Annotated in this window: 20 protein-coding genes; 9 read left to right on the forward strand and 11 right to left on the reverse strand. The window is 61.7% G+C overall.

Going from position 1 to position 21190, the window contains the following annotated elements:
• Positions 1-274 precede the first annotated feature (274 nt).
• Positions 275-901, reverse strand: a complete 627-nt coding sequence (locus tag HGP14_RS17405; RefSeq protein ID WP_168831109.1) for a DUF922 domain-containing Zn-dependent protease — start codon at positions 899-901, stop codon at positions 275-277.
• A gap of 99 nt (positions 902-1000) precedes the next feature.
• On the opposite strand from HGP14_RS17405, the gene folP reads away from it, so the two are divergent.
• The 3 genes from folP to folK are packed head-to-tail and all read left to right on the forward strand — an operon-like array spanning position 1001 to position 2744.
• Entirely contained in the window at positions 1001-1864 is an 864-nt protein-coding gene (gene folP, locus HGP14_RS17410) for a dihydropteroate synthase (protein WP_168831110.1), read from the forward strand.
• Complete coding sequence (folB, locus tag HGP14_RS17415; RefSeq protein WP_168831111.1) at positions 1865-2239, forward strand: dihydroneopterin aldolase; 375 nt, start codon at positions 1865-1867, stop codon at positions 2237-2239.
• A gap of 1 nt (position 2240) precedes the next feature.
• On the forward strand, positions 2241-2744 hold the full coding sequence (folK, locus tag HGP14_RS17420) for a 2-amino-4-hydroxy-6-hydroxymethyldihydropteridine diphosphokinase (protein WP_168831299.1): 504 nt from the start codon (positions 2241-2243) through the stop codon (positions 2742-2744).
• A gap of 52 nt (positions 2745-2796) precedes the next feature.
• Here folK and HGP14_RS17425 read toward each other — a convergent pair whose 3' ends face one another.
• The 4 genes from HGP14_RS17425 to HGP14_RS17440 form a co-directional block, all read right to left on the reverse strand.
• On the reverse strand, positions 2797-3348 hold the full coding sequence (locus HGP14_RS17425; protein WP_168831112.1) for a hypothetical protein: 552 nt from the start codon (positions 3346-3348) through the stop codon (positions 2797-2799).
• A gap of 211 nt (positions 3349-3559) precedes the next feature.
• Entirely contained in the window at positions 3560-4642 is a 1083-nt protein-coding gene (locus tag HGP14_RS17430; RefSeq protein ID WP_168831113.1) for a YcjF family protein, read from the reverse strand.
• Positions 4639-6114 (reverse strand): YcjX family protein, encoded by a 1476-nt coding sequence (locus HGP14_RS17435; RefSeq protein WP_168831114.1) that lies wholly within the window; start codon positions 6112-6114, stop codon positions 4639-4641. Before HGP14_RS17435 ends, HGP14_RS17430 begins: the two co-directional genes overlap by 4 nt.
• Before the next feature lie 66 nt (positions 6115-6180).
• Complete coding sequence (locus HGP14_RS17440; RefSeq protein ID WP_168831115.1) at positions 6181-6675, reverse strand: histidine phosphatase family protein; 495 nt, start codon at positions 6673-6675, stop codon at positions 6181-6183.
• A 276-nt stretch (positions 6676-6951) separates the two neighbouring features.
• On the opposite strand from HGP14_RS17440, the gene dksA reads away from it, so the two are divergent.
• Positions 6952-7371 (forward strand): RNA polymerase-binding protein DksA, encoded by a 420-nt coding sequence (dksA, locus tag HGP14_RS17445; protein WP_168831116.1) that lies wholly within the window; start codon positions 6952-6954, stop codon positions 7369-7371.
• A gap of 67 nt (positions 7372-7438) precedes the next feature.
• Here dksA and HGP14_RS17450 read toward each other — a convergent pair whose 3' ends face one another.
• The gene (locus tag HGP14_RS17450; RefSeq protein WP_168831117.1) at positions 7439-8458 is read right to left on the reverse strand and encodes a flagellar biosynthetic protein FliO; all 1020 of its coding nucleotides are present in this window, start codon (positions 8456-8458) and stop codon (positions 7439-7441) included.
• Positions 8459-8735: 277 nt separating this feature from the next.
• Here HGP14_RS17450 and cckA point away from each other — a divergent pair, with 277 nt between their 5' ends.
• On the forward strand, positions 8736-11342 hold the full coding sequence (gene cckA, locus HGP14_RS17455; RefSeq protein WP_168831118.1) for a cell cycle histidine kinase CckA: 2607 nt from the start codon (positions 8736-8738) through the stop codon (positions 11340-11342).
• Positions 11343-11369: 27 nt separating this feature from the next.
• Here the strand turns inward: cckA and HGP14_RS17460 are convergent, their stop codons facing one another.
• On the reverse strand, positions 11370-12296 hold the full coding sequence (locus HGP14_RS17460; protein WP_168831119.1) for a pseudouridine-5'-phosphate glycosidase: 927 nt from the start codon (positions 12294-12296) through the stop codon (positions 11370-11372).
• Between the two features lie 30 nt (positions 12297-12326).
• Entirely contained in the window at positions 12327-13271 is a 945-nt protein-coding gene (locus HGP14_RS17465) for a carbohydrate kinase family protein (RefSeq protein WP_168831120.1), read from the reverse strand.
• A 232-nt stretch (positions 13272-13503) separates the two neighbouring features.
• On the opposite strand from HGP14_RS17465, the gene recA reads away from it, so the two are divergent.
• From recA to HGP14_RS17480, 3 genes are all read left to right on the forward strand, one after another.
• On the forward strand, positions 13504-14592 hold the full coding sequence (gene recA, locus HGP14_RS17470) for a recombinase RecA (RefSeq protein ID WP_168831121.1): 1089 nt from the start codon (positions 13504-13506) through the stop codon (positions 14590-14592).
• Between the two features lie 156 nt (positions 14593-14748).
• A complete protein-coding gene (gene alaS / locus HGP14_RS17475) occupies positions 14749-17409 on the forward strand; it encodes an alanine--tRNA ligase (RefSeq protein WP_168831122.1) in 2661 nt (886 codons plus the stop codon).
• Between the two features lie 24 nt (positions 17410-17433).
• Positions 17434-17922, forward strand: a complete 489-nt coding sequence (locus HGP14_RS17480; RefSeq protein ID WP_168831123.1) for an STM3941 family protein — start codon at positions 17434-17436, stop codon at positions 17920-17922.
• 41 nt (positions 17923-17963) lie between these two features.
• Here HGP14_RS17480 and HGP14_RS17485 read toward each other — a convergent pair whose 3' ends face one another.
• From HGP14_RS17485 to HGP14_RS17495, 3 genes are all read right to left on the reverse strand, one after another.
• Positions 17964-18590 (reverse strand): glutathione S-transferase family protein, encoded by a 627-nt coding sequence (locus HGP14_RS17485; protein ID WP_168831124.1) that lies wholly within the window; start codon positions 18588-18590, stop codon positions 17964-17966.
• A gap of 88 nt (positions 18591-18678) precedes the next feature.
• A complete protein-coding gene (locus HGP14_RS17490) occupies positions 18679-19122 on the reverse strand; it encodes a GNAT family N-acetyltransferase (protein WP_168831125.1) in 444 nt (147 codons plus the stop codon).
• A 76-nt stretch (positions 19123-19198) separates the two neighbouring features.
• Positions 19199-20410, reverse strand: a complete 1212-nt coding sequence (locus HGP14_RS17495) for an NADP-dependent isocitrate dehydrogenase (protein ID WP_168831126.1) — start codon at positions 20408-20410, stop codon at positions 19199-19201.
• 190 nt (positions 20411-20600) lie between these two features.
• Here HGP14_RS17495 and HGP14_RS17500 point away from each other — a divergent pair, with 190 nt between their 5' ends.
• The gene (locus HGP14_RS17500; protein ID WP_168831127.1) at positions 20601-21119 is read left to right on the forward strand and encodes a hypothetical protein; all 519 of its coding nucleotides are present in this window, start codon (positions 20601-20603) and stop codon (positions 21117-21119) included.
• Positions 21120-21190: the final 71 nt, after the last annotated feature.

Below are 21190 nucleotides of genomic sequence, written 5' to 3' on the forward strand. Positions count from 1 at the left end.
AAAAAGAAGCCTCGCACGCCAGACGGACGAGCGAGGCGAGGCGGGCGCATAACCAATCGGACGAGGGAGGACCGCCCGCGGCTTACAACGCGCCAGGAGAACCAATACGAAAGATCAGGCGTACCCGCCTAAACTTTCGTATGTGTTCATATTAGCGCGTGCGGGCTGAGTCGCATATCCCAATATGCCGAGAGGCTGTGGAGGACGTGGGCTTTTTTTGCACAGGGTTGCTTGTATAGCACACAGTTCTTAGCGTTCCGTGCCCGAAATTCGGCTAATTCCTGCGCGCGGATGCATTGATTCGGTTGCTGAGCAGACGCATCATCCGGCGCTCAAAATTGACGGCTTCGACGCGGTCGAATTGCGCCTGCACCCTGTCGTGCTCTTCTATTCCGCGGCTGGATTCCTCCGAGACCAGCTCCTGCATCACCTCGCAGCTGCGCTGGGCCGGTAGCGAGCGGATCCTTTGCTCCATGCGGCGGGCCATCGTTCGGGCGATTTCCGCGTGACGCTCTTCGTGTCTCTTGATGTCGCTTGAGAGCGCATCCCAGACCATCGACAGTTCCTTGCTTGCGCCCCGGCGGTTTCGCCAGCGTGGCAGGATGATCTGCGTGTGGACAACGACTTTCGCGCTGGCGAGGCGGCAGCGGCCGTTCTTCTGGATATAGCTTGCCTCGCCGCTGAAGCGGATCTTGGTGGCGCCGGGATGACGGGCCGACGAGCCGCTTGCGGTTGGTCCGCGCCGGCTCAGTTCGTCATCGAGCTGGCCTGCCGTTTTTCCACGGATATCGAAGTAGGAGTAGGTCTTAGTCGCAATGACTTCGGCTGCGGCTTGGCTGCAGAGCGCAAGCGTCATGGAAAAAGCAAGCACGAGACGCATATAACGCGAAGCAGAAGGCATTCTTGACGCTACCCGTGTTGAAGTTTGACCGAGCTTGGGGCATAGGCACCCCAAGCGCAATACAGAGCTTAGGCTTTTTTGATCAGTGGGATAACCCCCGTGAGACAGCTTCAAAGCAGTTTCTGGCGGCTGGCACACGGCCGCGAAATAGAACTCGGACCGCGTGGCGTTATCATGGCGATCATCAACGTAACGCCGGATTCCTTTTCCGATGGCGGACGTTATGAGAGCGTCGATGCCGCCGTTGCGCATGCCCTCCAGGCTCTCGCAGACGGGGCGGAGATCATCGACATCGGCGGGGAGTCGACGCGTCCGGGCGCTGCCGCCGTCAGCCCTTCGGAAGAGCAGGCGCGCGTGCTGCCGGTGATCGAGGCGCTGCGCGGCACAAGCGAAGCACTGATTTCGGTCGATACCTACCGGGCGGAAACGGCGCGGCTGGCGGTCGGCGTCGGCGCGCATATCATCAACGACGTGTTCGGATTGCAGAAGGATGCGGCGATCGCGAAGGTTTCGGCCGATACCGGCGCCGGGCTCTGCCTCATGCATACGGGCCGGGAACGCGAGAAGCTTCCCGACGTGATTGCCGACCAGCATCATTTTCTCACTCGCTCTCTGGAGATCGCGGCGGAAGCCGGCGTTTCGCGTGAGCGGATCGTGCTCGATCCTGGGTTCGGCTTTGCCAAGGATGCCGATGAGAACCTGGAGCTGATGGCAAGGTTTTCCGAGCTGCACCGTTTCGGATTGCCGCTCATCGCCGGTACCTCGCGCAAACGCTTCATCGGCACGGTGACGGGGCACGACGCGGCTGAGCGCGATGTTGCGACGGCAGCGACAAGCGCGCTTTTGCGCCTTCAGGGCGCTGCGGTTTTCCGGGTGCACAATGTCGCAATCAACAAGGACGCGCTGGTGATGGCGGATGCTATGCTGGCGGCAGGCCGGAATTTCAAGCGGGGAGAAGGCTGAATGGGCATGCAATATACAATCACGCTGCAGAATTGCGCCTTCTTCGCGCGTCATGGCGTGCACGACGAAGAGGAGTTCCTCGGCCAGCGATTCTTCGTTGATGCCGAACTCGATGTCATTGCGGGGGACGCGCTCGAAAGCGATTCGATCGACGATACCGTGAATTACGGAGTCGCCTTCGCAGTCATCGAGGAGATCGTGACAGGCAGGCGCCGCTACCTGATCGAATCGCTGGCGCTCGATATCGCCAAGGGCCTTTGCGACAAGTTCCACCAGATCACGCGCGCCAAGATTACGGTGCGCAAGCCGAATGCGCCGGTGCCAGGCGTTCTCGATTTCGTACAGGTGAGCATTGAACACTTTGCCGGCCGTTGATGTGAGGTCCGCGACGCTTGGGCTGGGCGGCAATCTCGGCGATCCCGTGAAATCAATGGCTGCCGCGCTGCGGCTGCTCGACGCGCGTGATGATTGCCGCGTCGTCGCGGTTTCGCGGCTCTATCGTACGCCGCCCTGGGGCAAGACGGACCAATCCTTCTTCTTCAATGCATGCGCGGCGCTCGACACGCGGCTCGAACCGGAGGCGCTGCTCGACGTTTGTCTCGATATCGAGCGAGACATGAAACGCGAGCGCATCGAGCGCTGGGGGCCACGCACGCTCGACATCGATCTGCTGACTTTCGGTAATTTGGAACAGGAGGCGCCGCGACTGGAGCTGCCGCATCCGCGCATGACCGAGCGGGGGTTCGTTCTGATGCCGCTTGCCGACATAGCGCCGGGCCTCGTCATCAAGGGCCGGACCGTGGCAGACTGGCTTTCCAACGCGGATATCCAGGGCATCGAGGTTGCCGATGCCGATCGCGACTGGTGGCGCAACAGCTGACAAAAAGAGCGGCGGAAAACCGCCGCTTCATGTTCCCGTATGGCGGTACTTCTTACTGAACGGAGCCGACGGTCATTTCATCGACCTGGCGGGTCAGCGTGAGGCCGATGACCGGGATCATGCGGTCGTCCACCTTGACGGAAACGGTCACGTTCATCGTCTTGTCGTCGCGGACGCGTGCGATCATCGCACCGTTCAGCTTGGCGCGGTTCAAGCCGACGACGACGGTATCCGTTGTGACGGTTCCCGAGACCACGTCGAGACCCTTGCCGGCGGCACCATCGAGAAACTTGCCCTTATAGCTGCTACCCGCTTGCGCGATCACGGCTGTCATCGGCTGCTTGAATACGCCTACACGGCAGGACCCATCCAGCTTGATGCCCGTGCCGCCGTCATTCACGGGCGAGCCGATGAGATTGCAGCTGAATTTCGTGCCCTTGTATTTGCCGGCGACGATTTCGCCCGGACCCCGCCAAGTGCCCGCTACAGATTCGAAAAAAGCCTTGTCGCGTGTCGCGGCGCTGGCAGCCGTCGTACCATCTGCCATCGGAAACAAGGCCGCGGCGGCGAGCCCGCATACGAAGAGAAACTTGCGCGAATACATGGATTTTCCTTGGCAACCACCACCCGTTCGTAGCTCGGAGTTTTGCCGAATAATGGTTAATGCTTAGTTTCCAATGTGCCGAAATGCACTGGAAGTAAAGGAGTTTTGAAATACCGCAGGATTCAATTTCTGCCGCTAATACGCTGAACTTGCTGTCGTCCGCGCATTTGTCCGTTACGGAAGGCGGGCGGGCAGAAAAACGACAGCGATGTCATTTGTTGCTCGTGCGCGCCGCCATCGAGGGGGCCAGATCGCCGATGAAATCACCGATCCCCGGGCGCTTCAGCGCGCGAAAGGCAAGCGGACGGCAGAGATCCATCGCCGCTATGCCGATACGGGCGGTCATCAGCCCGTTGATGACGCCTTCGCCGAGCCGGGCCGAGAGCTTGGAGGCGAGGCCATGGCCGAGAACCTGCTGCACGAGGCTGTCGCCGACGGCGATGGAGCCGGTGACGGCGAGATGAGCAAGAACGTCCCGCATCAGGCGGATCATGCCGAGCGTGCCTGGCCTGCCGCCATAGAGCTCCGCCATGGCGCGGATCAGGCGCGAGGCTTCGTACAGCACGTAGAGCAGATCGACGACGGCACGCGGGCTGACGGCGGTGACGATCGAAACACGTTTGGATGCATTGACGATCAGCGCTCTCGCCTGCCGGTCCAGAGGCGCCAGCAATTCACGTTCAGCAAGCGCGACGAGATGCGGCGCGTCGATGATGTCGCCTTCGGCGGCCGTCAGGGTCGCGCGGCCCTTGGCGGTCTCGGGCTTGCCGGCAAGCAGACTTGCAAGGTTCTTCACCAGGGCACGCGCCCTGGCGGGCTTCGTTTCAAGGATGGCGGCCTCCGCCTCCGCCTTGATGGTCTGAACCGCGGCAAGGCGCATGATGCCCGCGGTCTCGCGGATTACGATGGCGATGACTGCGAGTATGCCGATCGCAAGCGCCGCGAGCGCCGTGTAGCCCAGCCAGTCGGCACGGGAAAAGAGATCGCGGATCAGGCTGTCGGTCCAGAGACCGAAGGCGAGCGACAGGAGCACGCCGAAGGCGCCAAGCGCGATCTTGGCGAAGGACGTACGCCTCTTGCGCGGCGCGGCGACAGGGAAGGGGGCGATGTCCCCGTCCGGGTTGAGGAAGGGGTCCTCCTCGTCCGGGGTGAGCACCACTTCGCCACCAAAGCTTGCGGGTTTGCGGCGTTCGGCCTTCTTTTCCGTCTCAACGGGGCGAGGATCGTCCTCGTAGGCGAAGGCGGCCGGGGCGCGGCGCGGCAGATCCGAATCTCCTGAAGCGGGTTTGCTCATGCGAGACGGTCTCCAAACAGAAACTGCATGGCCCGGTCGAGCCGGATATGCGGCACCGAGAGCTTTATGCCGGCACCGGTTTCCTCAAGCTGCGGCGGCCGGAAGCGAACGACATTCACGTCCGGCAATTGGGCATCTGGGCTTCCGGATTCAATGCTGTCGAACAGGCTCTCCGGGTTTTCCGGAAGATCCCCGGGAAAAATAGCCGTCTTCCTGAGGCCGTCAAAGCGTTCACCGGCGATCGTCTCGCCTTCGATCGGTGTGCCGACGATGACCGGCAATTCGTGACCGTCACGCTTGACGGTCGCCTCGCGGGTGGCGCGCACGGAGGCAAGCGCCATGACGTCGATGCCGGCGCCAGCCATACCGATCCGTTGGATGGCGCGATCGACGAGACGGCGCGTCAGTGCATCCAGGCGGTCGTGGCTCTCGTGATGCAGATGATCGGCCTTTGTGGCGGCGACAAGAACACGATCGATGCGGCGGCCGAGAAGCGAGGAGAGGAGCGAGTTGGTGCCGGGGCGGAAACAGGCAAGCACGTCGGTCAGCGCCCGTTCCAGGTCCTGCATCGCCTCGGGGCCGCGGTTCAAGGCCTGTAGCGCATCGACGAGAACGATCTGGCGGTCGAGCCGTGCAAAATGTTCGCGGAAGAAGGGTTTGACGACGACGGCTTTATAGGACTCGTAGCGGCGCTCCATCATCGCCCAGAGCGATCCCTTGGCGGGCTTGCCTTTGGATGGAAATTCGAGAGGCGCGAAAGTGAGCGCGGGCGATCCCTCAAGATCGCCGGGCAATAGAAAGCGGCCCGGCGGCAATGTCGACAACGAGCGCTCGTCGGCCTTGCAGGCCTTCAGATAGCCGGTGAAAGCGGCGGCGAGATCGCGCGCCTGCATCTCATCGGCAGGAGCGTCAACGTCGGCCGCCCCGGTGACTGCCAGCCAGTCGCGGGAGAGTTCCGCGCGGACACCCTTGCGGGCGAGCGCCAGCGTCTCCTCACTGAATATCCTGTAGTCCTTGGCAAGAAGCGGCAGATCGAGCAGCCATTCTCCGGGATAATCGACGATATCGATCGAGAGGCGGCCGGGCGAGAACAGACGGTTCCAGCCGCTGGCGCTCTGATACTCCAGCGTGATGCGCAGTTCGGAAATGGCGCGGGTCGAATCCGGCCATATCCGCTCTTTCACCAGGGCGCGGATGTGATCCTCATACTGGAATCGCGGAACCGCATCGTCCGGCTGATGCTCCAGGCGGACGGCCGATACCCGGCCGGACTGCACAGGCTCAAAAAGCGGCAGGCGCCCGCCGTGCAGCAGATTATGCACGAGCGACGAGATGAAGACGGTCTTGCCTGAGCGGGAGAGCCCGGTGACCCCGAGGCGGACGGCCGGATTCACAAGGCTTGAGGCGCGATCTGCGAGATTGTCGAGCGCGATGCGCGCGTCGTCGGCAAATGATGTCAGGCTTGGCGGCAAGGCGGGTTTCCGGTTGTCAGTGCTCAAGCATATAGGACGGGAAGCCGTCCACAAAAAGAAGCGGCTTTAATCGCGCAGGAAGTCGGTCAGCTTCCAGCTCGCGGAACCGTTGTCGAAATCGAGGACCGCAAGGCCGGCCGGGGGAAAGCCGCCCGGCAGTGCGCGCAGCAGGGCATCGTGGCCGATGAGTGCTTCAAGCGTCAGCTCGCCCGTCGGATTATGACCGACGAGCATGACGGAGCCGACCGTCTGGGAATCGATGATCTCGAAGTAGATCTGTGGGGTGGCGTTGTAGAGCTCATCGACGTAGCGGATATCCAGCGACAGCCCCATTGCACGATGCATGGCATCGGTGGTCTCGCGGCAACGCCTTGCTGTGGAGCTGATCAAGAGATCCGGCCGGTAGCCTTTGTCAGCTGCGCGGTCGGCGACGATTTCCGCTTCGTCATAACCCTTGTCGCTCAGCGGCCGGTCGAAATCCCGTTCGCCGGGCTGCGCCCAGGCGGCCTCGGCATGCCGCAACAGATAGATTCGTGAAGGCGGAGGCAAAATTGCGGCCATAGAAGAATCCACGAGCGAATGAACCTTTTCAGTAGCCTCCGCCGGTCGCCGGCGTCAACCGCGTCCGCGCCGCCTGCCGCACAAAACACGAACTACAACACGTCATCTTGAACAAGAAGCAAAATCCAGAAATCCTAATAGTGCTGCCAAAATAGCCTGTTAGCGTAAAAATATGACAGATTTAAAAATCTGTTAACGTGTCGTATTTGGCTTGAATCCGCGACGGCGCTTGGGATATACACCCGGCCAGATGAGATGTTCTTCAGGAGAATCGCGTTGAGTGAGAAGATCGATCTTAGCAGTTACGTTCCCTCGGAGGACGAGGAATTTATGAACACAAACCAGCGGGCCTACTTCAGAGCTAAGCTGGTCGCATGGAAAAACGACATCCTTAGAGAAGCGCGCGAGACACTGGATCATCTCGCTGAGGAAAGCGCCAATCATCCGGACCTCGCAGACCGGGCCTCTTCCGAAACAGATCGGGCGATTGAACTACGGGCCCGCGACCGCCAGCGAAAGCTGATCTCCAAAATCGATGCAGCATTGCAGCGTATCGAGGACGGCACCTACGGCTATTGCGAGGAAACAGGCGAGCCGATCGGCATCAAGCGTCTCGACGCGCGGCCGATCGCAACGCTGTCGATCGAGGCGCAGGAACGCCACGAGCGGCGCGAAAAGGTCTATCGGGACGAATAAGGCTTCAGGCGCTCTTCAAACAAAAAGGCACCGCTGTTGCGGTGCCTTTTTTGTTCCAGCGAGGCGCTCATTTTTCCCGATTGACGCTCATTTCGCCAAAGATACGCGCCACTTCCTTCTGCAGGTCGGAATCGGCGCCGGTGATCGGCGCCATTTCCGGATCGCGGCGCGGCAGGCTGCCGGACGGCGACGGAGCAGGCCGGGCAGGGGCGCTCGCAACAGGTGCGACGCGCTGCGCAGCCAGCGTATTGTCCATCTCTTCTTGAAGAATCCGTTCGAAATCGCTGACTGAGCTCTTCGGAGCGGCCGCGGCTGCATCGCCTCTGACCACCGGTATGTCTTGCTCGACGGTCGGCGGGCTTTGCGCCGGTCGGGTCGAGAGCTGCGGCTCCAATCGCTGCTGCGGCAGCACCCGCTGGCGCGCGGCATCGAGGACATCAGCGGCGCTGGCCGCCTCCACGACCGGAGCGGCTGGGCGTTCCGGAGCCTTGGGAATGATGGGCGGCTGTGGAGCAGACGGGGCGGTCTCGGGTTCGATGTTTGCTGCCGGGACCGGTGGCGCCGCCATAGGCGGTATTGCAGGCGCCGGTGCAGGATGCGCCGCAACAACGCGTTCGGGGGGACCAGAACGTGGCTCGACGGCGGGCGTAGGAGTTCGGACCTCCGGCGCTTCAGCTTCACGCTCGACGGGTGCTGCCAGCTTCGGCTGCGGCATCACCGGCGGTTCGGGCGCTGCGATCACCGGGGTAGGCTGGGGCGCCGGTATGGGCTTGAAAGCGGGCTCGAATCGACCTTCGCTCTCCTGCCCGATCCGGCTTTCGATGACGATGTCGGTCGGGCCGCCGATCATGATGAGATGCTCGACATCGTCACGGCGCACGAGCACCAGCCGGCGGCGCGTATCGACAGCGGCCGCATCCAGAACCTGCAGACGGGGCTGACGGTTCTTGCCGCCGCGCACGAAAGGCGAAGGCGCCCGGCTGCGGAGGATCCAGAAGATGCCGATCAAGACTAGCAGGGCGAGGCCGACCCCGCCGGCTGCGAGGAGGAAACGGCTGCCATAAGCGCCCATTACATCGTCGAACATGATCCTTTACTCCCGTTGCGGCCTCATCATATGTGACGGCTTTTCAATTCCTTAGGCAATAGGTCGCATGCTTGTCCAGACACGGCGGTGTCGCAAGCGCAGGTTTCATCTGGAAATACTTGGTTGCGAAACTGGCCCTGTTGCCTGTGAATTCAAGCTTTCTTGGCCCCTCACAGTGTTTTTGCAAGCGCCGCAAATTGCTAATAATGAACGAACGCCTGATTCCTGCTTTGTCTTAAGATTATCACAAAGCCAGACAGGCTCATGCGAGGAATAGATGACGACACCACGTCAGGCTGACGACTACAACGCCCCGATCGTGGATCGCGGAGGGCGCTCCGGGACGGCTGTTCGCATCATTCTTCTGGCGCTGGTGCTTGTTGCTGCCGCGGCAGCATTTGTTTTCTTCAAAGAGTCACTCGATAACCAGATGGTGCTTGGTGTCCTTGGCGTGCTGGCAATGGTCGGCATCTTCTTCCTGGTTTCCTCGGTCATCGGCTTCATCGAGGTGATGCCGCAACGGCAATCGGATAGCCTCGCCCGGTCGTTTCTCAACAGCCATCCCGACGGTTCGCTGATTACCGACGAGAAGGGCCGCATCATCTACGCCAACGCTGCCTACGGAAAGCTCACCGGCGCGCGCAAGCCGACCGAGGTCCAGACGCTCGAAGCGCTGCTTTCCCGGCATCGGGAGTCGAACGAGGCGTTGTACCGGCTGACCAACGGGCTTCGAGAGGGCCGGGAGGGGCAGGAGGAATTCCGTCTGCTGCGCGCTCTTGGGCCGTCGTCGAACGGTTCGGGTGCTCATTGGTACCGCCTGAAGGCGCGAACGCTGAAAACCGAGGAGAGCCCCCGGAAGCCCCTGCATATCTGGCAGATCAGCGACATCACCTCTGAGCGGGACGATCAGGAGCGCTTCTTCAAGGAATTGCAGAACGCGATCGACTATCTTGACCATGCACCGGCCGGTTTCTTCTCAGCCGGGCGCAAGGGCGAGATCTTCTATGTGAATGCGACGCTTGCCGAATGGCTGGGAGTCGATCTTACCAAGTTTGTGCCAGGGTCGATGACGATCGGCGATCTGGTGGCGGGCGGTGGGCTGGCTCTCATCCAGTCGGTGCAGGCCGAGCCCGGGCTCAAGAAGACGGACACGCTTGACCTCGACCTCAAAAAGGCAAACGGCCAGAGCCTGCCGGTTCAGATTGTCCACAGCGTGACGTCGACCCGCGACGGCGCACCGGGCGAAAGCCGGACGATCGTATTGAGGCGGCAGGCGGGTACCGAGAGCGAGCAATCGGCTTCGGCTGCCGCGATGCGCTTTACGCGCTTCTTCAACAACACGCCGATGGCGATCGCGTCGGTCGACGGGAACGGCCGTATCCTTCGCACGAATGCGCCGTTCCTCAAGCTCTTCTCCGGCATCGTGTCGCGCGACGATGTCGACAACGGCGCAGCCCTCGAAGTGATCGTTCAGGAAAGCGACCGCCAGAGGCTGACGGATGCGCTGGCCGCCGCGAAGGACCGCCAGGGCGATATTGCGCCAATCGATTCGCGCATGCCGAACGACGAAGGGCGGCATTTCCGCTTCTACGTCAACGCCGTCATCGATCAAAGCGACGAGGCGCCCGAAGAGGCTGCCATCGTCTACGCCGTCGAGACGACGGAACAGAAGGCGCTGGAAGCCCAGATGGCCCAGACGCAGAAAATGAATGCAGTCGGTACGCTTGCGGGCGGCATAGCGCACGACTTCAACAACGTGCTGACGGCGATCCTTTTGTCTTCCGACCATCTGCTGCTGCAGGCGCGTCCCGCCGATGCAAGCTTTGCCGATCTGATGGAAATCAAGCGCAATGCCAACCGCGCGGCCGTTCTCGTGCGCCAGCTGCTGGCGTTCTCGCGCAAGCAGACGATGCGGCCGACCGTCTTGACCCTCACGGATGTCGTCGGCGATCTGCGCATGCTCGTCGACCGGCTGCTGTCCGGCACAAACGTCAAGCTCGATGTCGAATACGGCCGCGATCTCTGGCCGGTAAAGACCGACCTGTCGCAATTCGAGCAGGTGCTGATCAATCTTTGCGTCAACGCGCGCGATGCCATGCCCGAGGGCGGCAAGCTGACGCTGCGCACCCGCAACGTGACGGCGGCCGAGGTGGCGGGCTTCAATTATTCCTACATGCCGCATGAGGATATGGTGCTGGTCGAGGTGGCCGACACGGGAACCGGGATCGCGCCCGAGATCATGGACAAGATCTTCGAGCCCTTCTTCACGACCAAGGAAGTGGGCAAGGGAACGGGTCTCGGGCTTGCGATGGTCTACGGCATCGTCAAGCAATCCGGCGGCTACATTCAGCCGGAATCGGAAGTCGGCAGGGGAACCACGTTCCGCATCTTCCTGCCTCGCCATATTGCCGATGCGGCTGTTGCCGCCGAGGCCGAAGCTCTCGAGGTGATGGAAGCCGGACAGTCCGAGCAGGCGGCCGCAGCTCAGCCGGAGCAGCCGGAAGACCTGACGGGCAATGCCGTCATCCTGCTCGTCGAGGACGAGGAGGCCGTGCGCCGGGGCGGCAAGCGAATGCTGGAGACCCGCGGCTACACGGTCCACGAGGCAGGTTCAGGCACCGAAGCGCTCGACATCATGGACGAACTGGACGGCAAGGTGGACGTCGTCGTTTCGGATGTCGTCATGCCGGAAATGGACGGGCCGTCGCTGTTGCGCGAACTGCGCAAGAGATATCCGGACATGAAGTTCATCTTTGTTTCCGGCTATGCGGAAGACGCTTTTGCCCGCAATCTGCCGCCGGACGCCAAGTTCGGCTTCCTGCCGAAGCCCTTCTCGCTGAAGCAGCTTGCCGTCGTCGTCAAGGAAACTCTCGAAAGCGAATAGGGAGGCGGCAAGCGCCTCCCGCCGGTGTCAATCGCCCAGTGCGACGGCGATCTCGGCCGCCAGACGCGCGTTGTTCTCGACCAGCGCGATATTGGTCTTGAGGCTGCGGCCTTCCGTCAGATCGAAGATGGTGCTGAGGAGATAGGGTGTAACGGCCTTGCCAAAGATTTCATCGCGCTCGGCACTGTCCAGCGCCCGCTCGATATAGATCTCCATCTCTTCGCGCGGGATCTCGTCGGCTTCCGGGACTGGATTGGCAACGAGCATGCCGCCGTCGATGCCGAGCTGTTCGCGGGTGGCCTGGAAATTGGCGATGGCGGCCGGGCTGTTCAGCGACAATGGGCTTCTCAAGCCCGAGGAGCGCGACCAGAAAGCCGGAAACTCTTCGCTTTCGTAGGTAACGACCGGGACGCCGCTGGTTTCCAGTACTTCGAGTGTCTTCGGAATATCGAGGATCGCCTTGGCGCCGGCGCAGACGACGATGACGCAGGTGCGGGCCAGTTCCTGCAGGTCGGCGGAGATATCGAAGCTTTCTTCGGCACCCCGATGTACGCCGCCGATACCGCCGGTGGCAAAGACCTTGATGCCGGCGCGCGCGGCAGCAATCATCGTTGCGGCAACCGTTGTGGCGCCGGTGCGGCGCTCGGCAACCGCGAAGGCGAGGTCGGCACGCGAGACCTTCATCACGTCTTTTTCCTGTGCCAGCTTCTCGAGCTCCTCCGGCTCCAGCCCGACATGCAGGATGCCGTGAATGACGGCAATCGTTGCCGGCACTGCACCCTGCTCGCGGATGATCGCCTCGACGCTGCGGGCCATTTCGATATTGCCGGGGTAGGGCATGCCATGGGTGATGATGGTCGATTCGAGCGCCACCAGCGGCGCGCCGCGCTGCTTTGCAGCGGCAACCTCCTTGGAATAGGAGACCGGCAGGAGAGGGGAGATCGGTTTCGTCATTGTCTCTTCCGTTTCATCGGTGCTGCAGTTTCAATGCAGAATTCTTGCGCGCTGAACAAGAGGCAGCGTGTCCGCAAGCAGTCCGGGTGTGAGCCTTTCATTGACGGCATGCGGCGACTGGACGGTCAGCGCGGCAGCCGCCGCGCCATGCCGGACGGCCTCCTCGAGCGGCGCCCCCCGCATCAAGGCGGACAGGATGCCGGCTGCGAGCGAGTCGCCTGCGCCGGTGACGTCGGCGACGGCCTCGACCGATGGAGGCTGCAGGCAGAAGGCTCCATCCGGGCCGAAAGCGATCAGCTCGCGCTGCCCGCGCGTCACGACGCCGCCCTTGAGGCCGATGTCGCCGAGCAGTGATATCCAGTCTTCCGGCCTCTCCGGCCGCCGGCCGGTCAGGGCCGCGGCTTCCGCCTCGTTGAGGAAAAGATGGTCGATGCCGCTAATGGAAGGCCTGAGCTTGACGACCTTTGCCGGGGATATGGCGATCGCGGCAACCGGCTTGCCGAGCGCATTGGCGCGGCTCACGAGCGCGGTGATCGTATCTTCCGGCAGGTTTGCGTCGAAAAGGATAAGGTCGGTGGCGGCGAAGGCTTCGCGCACCCAGCGGATCGCCAGCCGGCGCGGCACGAAGTAGCGGTAGAGTTCCATGTCGGCCAGCGCCACCACCAGATTGCCATCCCGCTCGATTATCGCGGTGTAACTTGGGGTCTTGCGGTCGAGAAAGACGAAGGGCCGGTCGTCGATACCGGCCGCGTAGGCTGCCTCCGTCACCAATTCGCCCGTCGGATCGCCGCCGCGCGGGGAAATCATCGTCACATCGAAGCCGAGCCGCGCGAGGTTCCTGGCGGCATTGAAGGCGCCGCCGCCCGGCTCCTCGAACCATTCGCCGGGGTTGCTGGCCCCCGGCGCCGTCTCGCCGGAGATACGCCCGCGCCGATCGATATGCGCGCCGCCGAGAACGAGAATCCTGTTCTTCATGTCTTTAGTTCCCGATGATCGAATCGACGGGGCCGCAGAGGAGCCGCCGCGTGCTTGCGCCGCAATCTAAGCTGTTGCTTTGCATCAATAAAACAAACGTAGAACACAGACCGTTTTGCCTTTTTCTTTCAACCATTTGGACCCCACTTGCGAAATGAGAACAAATGGCGTACAAACCCGATATCAACGGCGACATTGCTAGAGCGGCTTCAATAACCTAAAGGTGGATCGAATGTCACAGAATACATTGCGGCTTGTAGAGGACAAATCGGTGGACAAAAGCAAGGCACTTGAAGCGGCACTCTCACAGATCGAGCGGTCGTTCGGCAAGGGCTCGATCATGAAACTTGGCGCGAACGAGAGCGTCATTGAGGTCGAAACGGTGTCGACCGGTTCCCTCAGCCTCGATATCGCGCTCGGCATCGGCGGTCTTCCGAAGGGCCGCATCATCGAAATCTACGGACCGGAAAGCTCGGGCAAGACGACGCTGGCGCTGCAGACGATCGCCGAAGCGCAGAAGAAGGGCGGCATCTGCGCATTCGTGGATGCAGAACATGCGCTCGATCCGGTCTATGCCCGCAAGCTCGGCGTCGATCTCCAGAACCTTTTGATCTCCCAGCCGGATACCGGCGAGCAGGCTCTCGAAATCACCGATACGCTGGTACGCTCGGGGGCGGTCGACGTTCTCGTCGTCGACTCGGTTGCGGCGCTGACGCCGCGTGCCGAAATCGAGGGCGAGATGGGCGACAGTCTTCCAGGCCTTCAGGCGCGCCTGATGAGCCAGGCGCTGCGCAAGCTGACGGCGTCGATCTCCAAGTCGAACACCATGGTCATCTTCATCAACCAGATCCGCATGAAGATCGGCGTCATGTTCGGCTCGCCGGAAACGACGACGGGCGGAAACGCGCTGAAGTTCTACGCCTCTGTCCGCCTCGACATCCGCCGCATCGGCGCGGTCAAGGAGCGCGAAGAGGTGATCGGCAACCAGACCCGCGTCAAGGTTGTCAAGAACAAGATGGCGCCTCCGTTCAAGCAGGTCGAATTCGACATCATGTATGGCGAAGGCGTATCCAAAACCGGCGAGCTGGTCGATCTCGGCGTCAAGGCCGGCATCGTCGAGAAGTCCGGTGCCTGGTTCTCCTACAACAGCCAGCGTCTCGGCCAGGGCCGCGAGAACGCCAAGCTTTTCCTGCGCGACAATCCGGATCTCGCCCGCGAAATCGAGATGGCTCTTCGCCAGAATGCGGGTCTTATTGCTGACCGGTTCCTGCAGAATGGCGGACCGGACGCCAACGATGGCGACACCGACACGGATATGTAGTTTTTTACAGCTGCCGCTCCGGCATATCGAAGCCGGCCGCATTCCTGACCAGAATGCGGCCGGTTTTGTTTGTCTGCTGGACAGTGGCAAGGGTGAACGTTAAAAGCCACTGGATTTAAGTTTTGACCTGCCTCGGGCAGCATTGAAGGGCATAGCATGAGCGGTGTGAATGATATCCGGTCGAGCTTTCTCGACTATTTCAAGAAGAACGGCCACGAGATCGTGCCGTCGAGCCCGCTCGTGCCGCGTAACGACCCGACGCTGATGTTCACCAATGCCGGGATGGTGCAGTTCAAGAACGTCTTCACCGGTCTGGAACAGCGCCCCTACAAGACGGCATCGACGGCGCAGAAATGCGTTCGCGCCGGCGGCAAGCACAACGACCTCGACAATGTCGGATATACCGCGCGCCACCACACCTTCTTCGAAATGCTCGGCAACTTCTCGTTCGGCGATTATTTCAAGGAGCGCGCGATCGAGCTTGCCTGGAACCTGATCACCAAGGAATTCGGTCTCGACGCCAAGCGCCTGCTGGTCACCGTCTATCATACCGACGATGATGCCTTTAACCTCTGGAAGAAGATCGCCGGCCTTTCGGACGACAAGATCATCCGCATTCCGACCAGCGACAATTTCTGGGCGATGGGCGATACCGGCCCTTGCGGCCCCTGTTCGGAAATCTTCTACGATCATGGCGAGCAGATCTGGGGCGGCCCGCCCGGTTCGCCCGAAGAGGATGGCGACCGCTTCATCGAGATCTGGAACCTCGTCTTCATGCAGTACGAGCAGGTGACGAAGGAAGAGCGCGTCGACCTGCCGCGTCCGTCGATCGACACCGGCATGGGGTTGGAACGCGTTGCTGCCGTGCTGCAGGGCAAGCACGACAACTACGACATCGACCTATTCCGGGCGCTGATCGAAGCTTCGGAAGAGGCGACCGGCGTCAAGGCCGAGGGCGAGCGCCGTGCGAGCCACCGGGTCATCGCCGACCATCTGCGTTCATCCGCTTTCCTGATTGCCGATGGCGTCCTGCCGTCGAACGAAGGCCGCGGCTACGTGTTGCGCCGCATCATGCGCCGCGCCATGCGCCATGCCCAGCTGCTGGGTGCCAAGGAGCCGCTGATCTGGAAGCTGCTGCCGGCGCTGGTCCAGCAGATGGGCCGCGCCTATCCCGAGCTGGTACGCGCCGAAGCGCTGATCTCCGAGACGCTGAAGCTTGAGGAAACCCGGTTCCGCAAGACGCTGGAACGTGGTCTGTCGCTGCTTTCGGATGCCACGACGACGCTCGGCAAGGGCGACATGCTCGATGGCGAGACGGCATTCAAGCTCTACGACACCTACGGTTTCCCGCTCGACCTGACGCAGGATGCGCTGCGCGCCCGCGAGATCGGCGTGGATCTGGCCGGCTTTACCGATGCAATGGGGCGCCAGAAGGCGGAAGCCCGGTCGCATTGGGCGGGTTCCGGCGACAAGGCGACCGAGACCATCTGGTTCGAGCTCAAGGAACAGCACGGCGCAACCGAATTCCTGGGCTATGATACCGAGACGGCCGAGGGCGTCGTTCAGGCGATCGTCAAGGATGGCGCTGCCGTCGGATCCGCTACCGCTGGCGACAAGGTGCAGATCGTCGTCAACCAGACGCCATTCTACGGCGAATCCGGCGGTCAGGTGGGCGATACCGGCATCATCAGCTCGGATCACGCGAAGGTCGAGATCACCGACACGCAGAAGAAGGGTGAAGGCCTCTTCGTGCATTCCGGCATCGTCGCCGAAGGTTCGATCAAGGCGGGCGACGCGGTCGCGCTGACCGTCGACCATGCACGCCGCTCGCGGCTGCGGGCGAACCACTCGGCAACGCACTTGCTGCACGAGGCGCTCCGCGAAGTGCTCGGCACGCATGTGGCGCAGAAGGGCTCGCTGGTCGCACCCGAGCGCCTGCGCTTCGACGTCTCGCATCCGAAGCCAATGTCCGCCGAGGAGCTCAAGGTCGTCGAGGACATGGCCAACGAGATCGTGCTGCAGAACGCGCCGGTCACGACTCGCCTGATGAGCGTCGATGACGCGATTGCCGAGGGTGCCATGGCGCTTTTCGGCGAGAAGTACGGTGATGAAGTGCGCGTCGTTGCGATGGGTGAGGGCGTGCGCGGCACGAAGGCCGGCAAGCCTTACTCGATCGAGCTTTGTGGCGGCACGCATGTCTCGGCGACGGGCCAGATCGGCCTGGTTCGCATCCTTGGTGAAAGCGCGGTCGGGGCCGGCGTTCGCCGCCTCGAGGCCGTGACCGGTGAAACCGCCCGCGAATATCTGACCGAACAGGACGAACGCGTGAAATCGCTTGCTTCGTCGCTGAAGGTTCAGCCTGCCGAAGTGCTCTCGCGCGTCGAAGCGCTTGTGGACGAGCGCCGCAAGCTGGAGCGCGAACTGGCGGATGCCAAGCGCAAGCTTGCCATGGGCGGCGGACAGGGCGGATCGGCCGATGCCGCACGCGAGGTTGCCGGTGTGAAATTCCTCGGCAAGGCGGTCACGGGCGTCGACCCGAAGGATCTGAAGGGGCTCGCCGACGACGGCAAGTCCAGCATCGGCTCGGGCGTCGTGACGCTGATCGGCGTTTCCGAAGACGGCAAGGCGAGCGCGGTCGTCGCCGTGACGCCGGACCTGACGGGGCGGTTCAGCGCCGTCGATCTGGTGCGGGTCGCATCCGCTGCTCTCGGCGGCAAGGGTGGCGGCGGGCGACCGGATATGGCGCAGGCCGGCGGCCCTGACGGCTCCAAGGCCGAAGAGGCGATCGAAGCTGTGGCTGCGGCGCTTGCTGGCTGAGTATCGCAATAGGTTGGGGCTTCGATGAAGGTTTATCGCTCGCAGGCAAAGATGGTCGGGCTGACGCTGCTCGCCCTGGTGATGGCGGTGCTGCTTGGCTTTGTCGGCTTCGGCGGCTACCAGCGGGAAGGGGCAGGCAACTTGCCCCTTTTGATCGGCATCATCGGTGGCGGCTTCTTCTTCGTCAGCTTCATCCTTCTGCTTATCAAGGCTTTGGACCGGCGACCGGCACTCGATTTTTCTGCCGAGGGTCTACTGATTCCCGACGCGGCCAAAGAGCGGATCAAGTGGGATGATCTGCTTGCCGCCCGTCTCTTCCAGGTCCATCGGCAGAAGTTTATCGAGTTGCAGATCAAGCCGCAGGCTGTGGCCGCGCTCTCGCTGCGGCGCATGACCAAGCTCAACAACAAGGCGATGGGCAAGTCTGACGACTTCATCACCGTCGCCATGAGCGGGCTTACGATTCCTGCCAATCGCGTACTCGAGCTGGTCGGCAAGCGCGGCGAGGAATAGCGCAGCCGATTTTCGGCCGTAGCCTCCGCCGCTATGTTATTTCATGCGGCCTGCATCGCCTTCATGGCTTCGTCGTCAAGCATGGTGGCCCGCCTGTAGCCTTCACGATTGGCCACGCGGGCGGCATAATCCACGAAAGCCGGCCGCTTCTCGATCGCGCCGATGCCCAGACCCCAGCCGATGTGGGAGCCGACATAAACGTCGGCGGCGGTAAAGCGATCACCCGCAATGAAGGGCTTTTCGGTTACAGCCTTTTCGAGCGTGTCCATCACATCGCCAAAACTTCCGTAGCCGGCCATGCGGGCCTTTTCGGCGGGCGTTACGAATCCGAGCGCGCGGTTGGTGACCGCTGATTCCAGCGGACCTGCAGCGAAGAACATCCAGCGATAATAGGGGCCGCGTTCCTCGGGGCGCGGTGCCAGTTCCTTCTCGGGAAAGGTGTCGGCCAGATAGGCGCAGATCGCCGCGCATTCGGTGACGATGGTATCGCGATGCCGGATTGCCGGCACCTTGCCCATCGGATTGACCGCCAGGTAGTCCGCTCCCTTCATCGTATTGCCAAAGGTCATGATTTCCGTGCGGTAGGGAACACCTGTTTCCTCGAGCATCCAACGGGCGATGCGGCCGCGTGACATGGGATTGGTGTACAGGACCAGTTCTTCGCTCATGGTAGTCTCCTCCTCGGTGCCTGATATCTGGCGCAGGCGAACGATGCGGCAATGCCTAACAGAGGCGACCGTCAATTCGTGGCAACAATCACAGCTGTTTGCGGTATTGAATGAAGCCGGAGCGCTGGGCAACTTGGTCGTAGAGCCGCCGTGCCCGCTCGTTCGTCTCGTGCGTCATCCAGTAGAGGCGCCCAGCTCCATGCTCGCGGGCGAGATCGGCAACCCTGTCGATGAGGGCTGCGCCGGTTCCGAGCCCGCGCTGGTCCGCCTCGACGTATAAGTCCTGAAGGTAGCAGGTCCATTCGGGAAACCATGTGGATCGATGGAAAATCGCATGCACGATGCCAACGAGGCGGCCGGTCTCGTCGAAGGCGCCGAAGGCGTGCATTGGTTCCGCCGGATTATGGAACCGCGACCAAGTCAGCTCGGTCGTCGCGGCCGGAATGGCGACTTCATAGAAGCGCTGGTAGCCCTGCCAGAGCGGCTCCCAGGCGGCACGATCGGATGGTTGAAGCAGGCGGATTGTCGTCATTTTCTGTTCCCTTATTGTCGTTGAAACGAAAACGGCGGGGAAATCCCCGCCGCTCGCTTTGCATCTTTCTGCTGGCTTATGCCATGGCCTTCTGAAGGTTCTCGTCGATCTTGTCGAGGAAGGCCGTCGTGGAAAGCCAGGGCTGATCGGGGCCGATCAGCAGCGCCAGGTCCTTGGTCATGAAGCCGGCTTCGACGGTGTCGACGCAGACCTTTTCGAGGGTCGAAGCGAACTTGGCGAGTTCTGCGTTGTCGTCAAGCTTGGCGCGGTGTGCGAGGCCGCGGGTCCAGGCGAAGATCGAGGCGATCGAGTTCGTCGAGGTTTCCTGACCCTTCTGGTGCTGGCGGTAGTGGCGGGTAACCGTGCCGTGAGCGGCTTCGGCTTCAACCGTCTTGCCGTCCGGGGTGAGCAGAACCGAGGTCATGAGGCCGAGCGAACCGAAGCCCTGCGCAACGGTGTCGGACTGAACGTCGCCGTCGTAGTTCTTGCAGGCCCAGACATAACCACCGGACCACTTGAGGGCCGAGGCGACCATGTCGTCGATCAGGCGATGCTCGTAGGTGATGCCGGCTTCCTTGAACTGGTCCTTGAATTCGGTCTCGTAGATTTCCTCGAAGATGTCCTTGAAGCGGCCGTCATAGGCCTTGAGGATGGTGTTCTTCGTGGACAGGTAAACCGGCCACTTGCGCATCAGGCCGTACATCATCGAGGCGCGGGCGAATTCGCGGATGGATTCATCGAGGTTGTACATGGCCATGGCGACGCCGGCGCCCGGCGCGTTGAAGACTTCCTTCTCGATGACCTGGCCGTCTTCGCCGACGAACTTGATGGTCAGCTTGCCCTTGCCCGGGAACTTGAAGTCGGTCGCGCGGTACTGGTCGCCGAAAGCGTGACGGCCGACGACGATCGGCTGCGTCCAGCCCGGAACGAGGCGCGGAACGTTCTTGCAGATGATCGGCTCGCGGAAGATGACGCCGCCCAGGATGTTGCGGATCGTGCCGTTCGGGCTCTTCCACATTTCCTTGAGGTTGAATTCCTTCACGCGCGCTTCATCCGGCGTGATCGTCGCGCACTTGATGCCGACGCCGTACTTCTTGATGGCGTTGGCCGCATCAACGGTAACCTGGTCGTTGGTGGCGTCGCGGTTCTGAACCGAGAGGTCGTAGTAGTCGATGTTGAGGTCGAGATACGGATGGATCAGCTTGTCCTTGATAAGCTGCCAAATGATGCGCGTCATTTCATCGCCGTCGAGATCGGCGACGGGATTGGCGACCTTGATCTTCTTCATGTATCTGCCTCGTTCAAGCTAGCATGGGAACAGGTGTCCCGGTGGGTGATAGGGTCCGGAGCGCTATAGCATTGTGAACCGGGAACGCAAAGCCGCAAGCGTCCCGCGGCGTGGTTTTTGCGCCGCCATTGCCAAGCGCATGGATTCGGCTAGTGTCCCGCCACCGCTCGTTGCCTGATGGATATTTTCAATGAAGACGATTGCCTTGCTGTGTCTCCTTGCCGCACCTGGCGTTCTGCATGCCGCCGACGTTGCCGATCCCGTGAAGGAGATCATGGATGCGACGGTGAGCAACTGGTCGGGGGCCGACACCGAGTGGATCGACATCTTCGATGCCGCGAAAATCGATCAGCGTTTCAGCAGGGACTTCGTCGCGAAGTATCATGAGGCGGAAAAGCATCCGGCGATGGAAGACGGCATCTCGCCCTTCGATTACGATGTGATCATCAACGGCGAGGATGCATGCCCGCTGAAGGATATTTCGATCACGCCGGAGCCGCCGGCCGATGGAAAGACGGAGGTCGTCGTGCGCTTTCGAAAGATGGATTGCGCGGACGGACCGGAGGCGCAAGTGGTTTCAACGGTTCGCTTCGAACTGATCGATGAAGGCGGCAAGCCGGTGGTTGACGATATCGTCAACGAGGACAGCGAGACAAAGGAGTCTACCTCGCTGAAAGCGATCATGACGGATATCATCAACGGCAATTGACGTCGTTCGGATTTGAGTTGCTTCCGGTGGCGCGGCAGTATCTCGCAGAAAGGGCATCTCATGATCGGCCG

Origin of the sequence: Rhizobium sp. P32RR-XVIII, from assembly GCF_012641395.1 — a bacterium.
GTDB lineage: Bacteria > Pseudomonadota > Alphaproteobacteria > Rhizobiales > Rhizobiaceae > Rhizobium.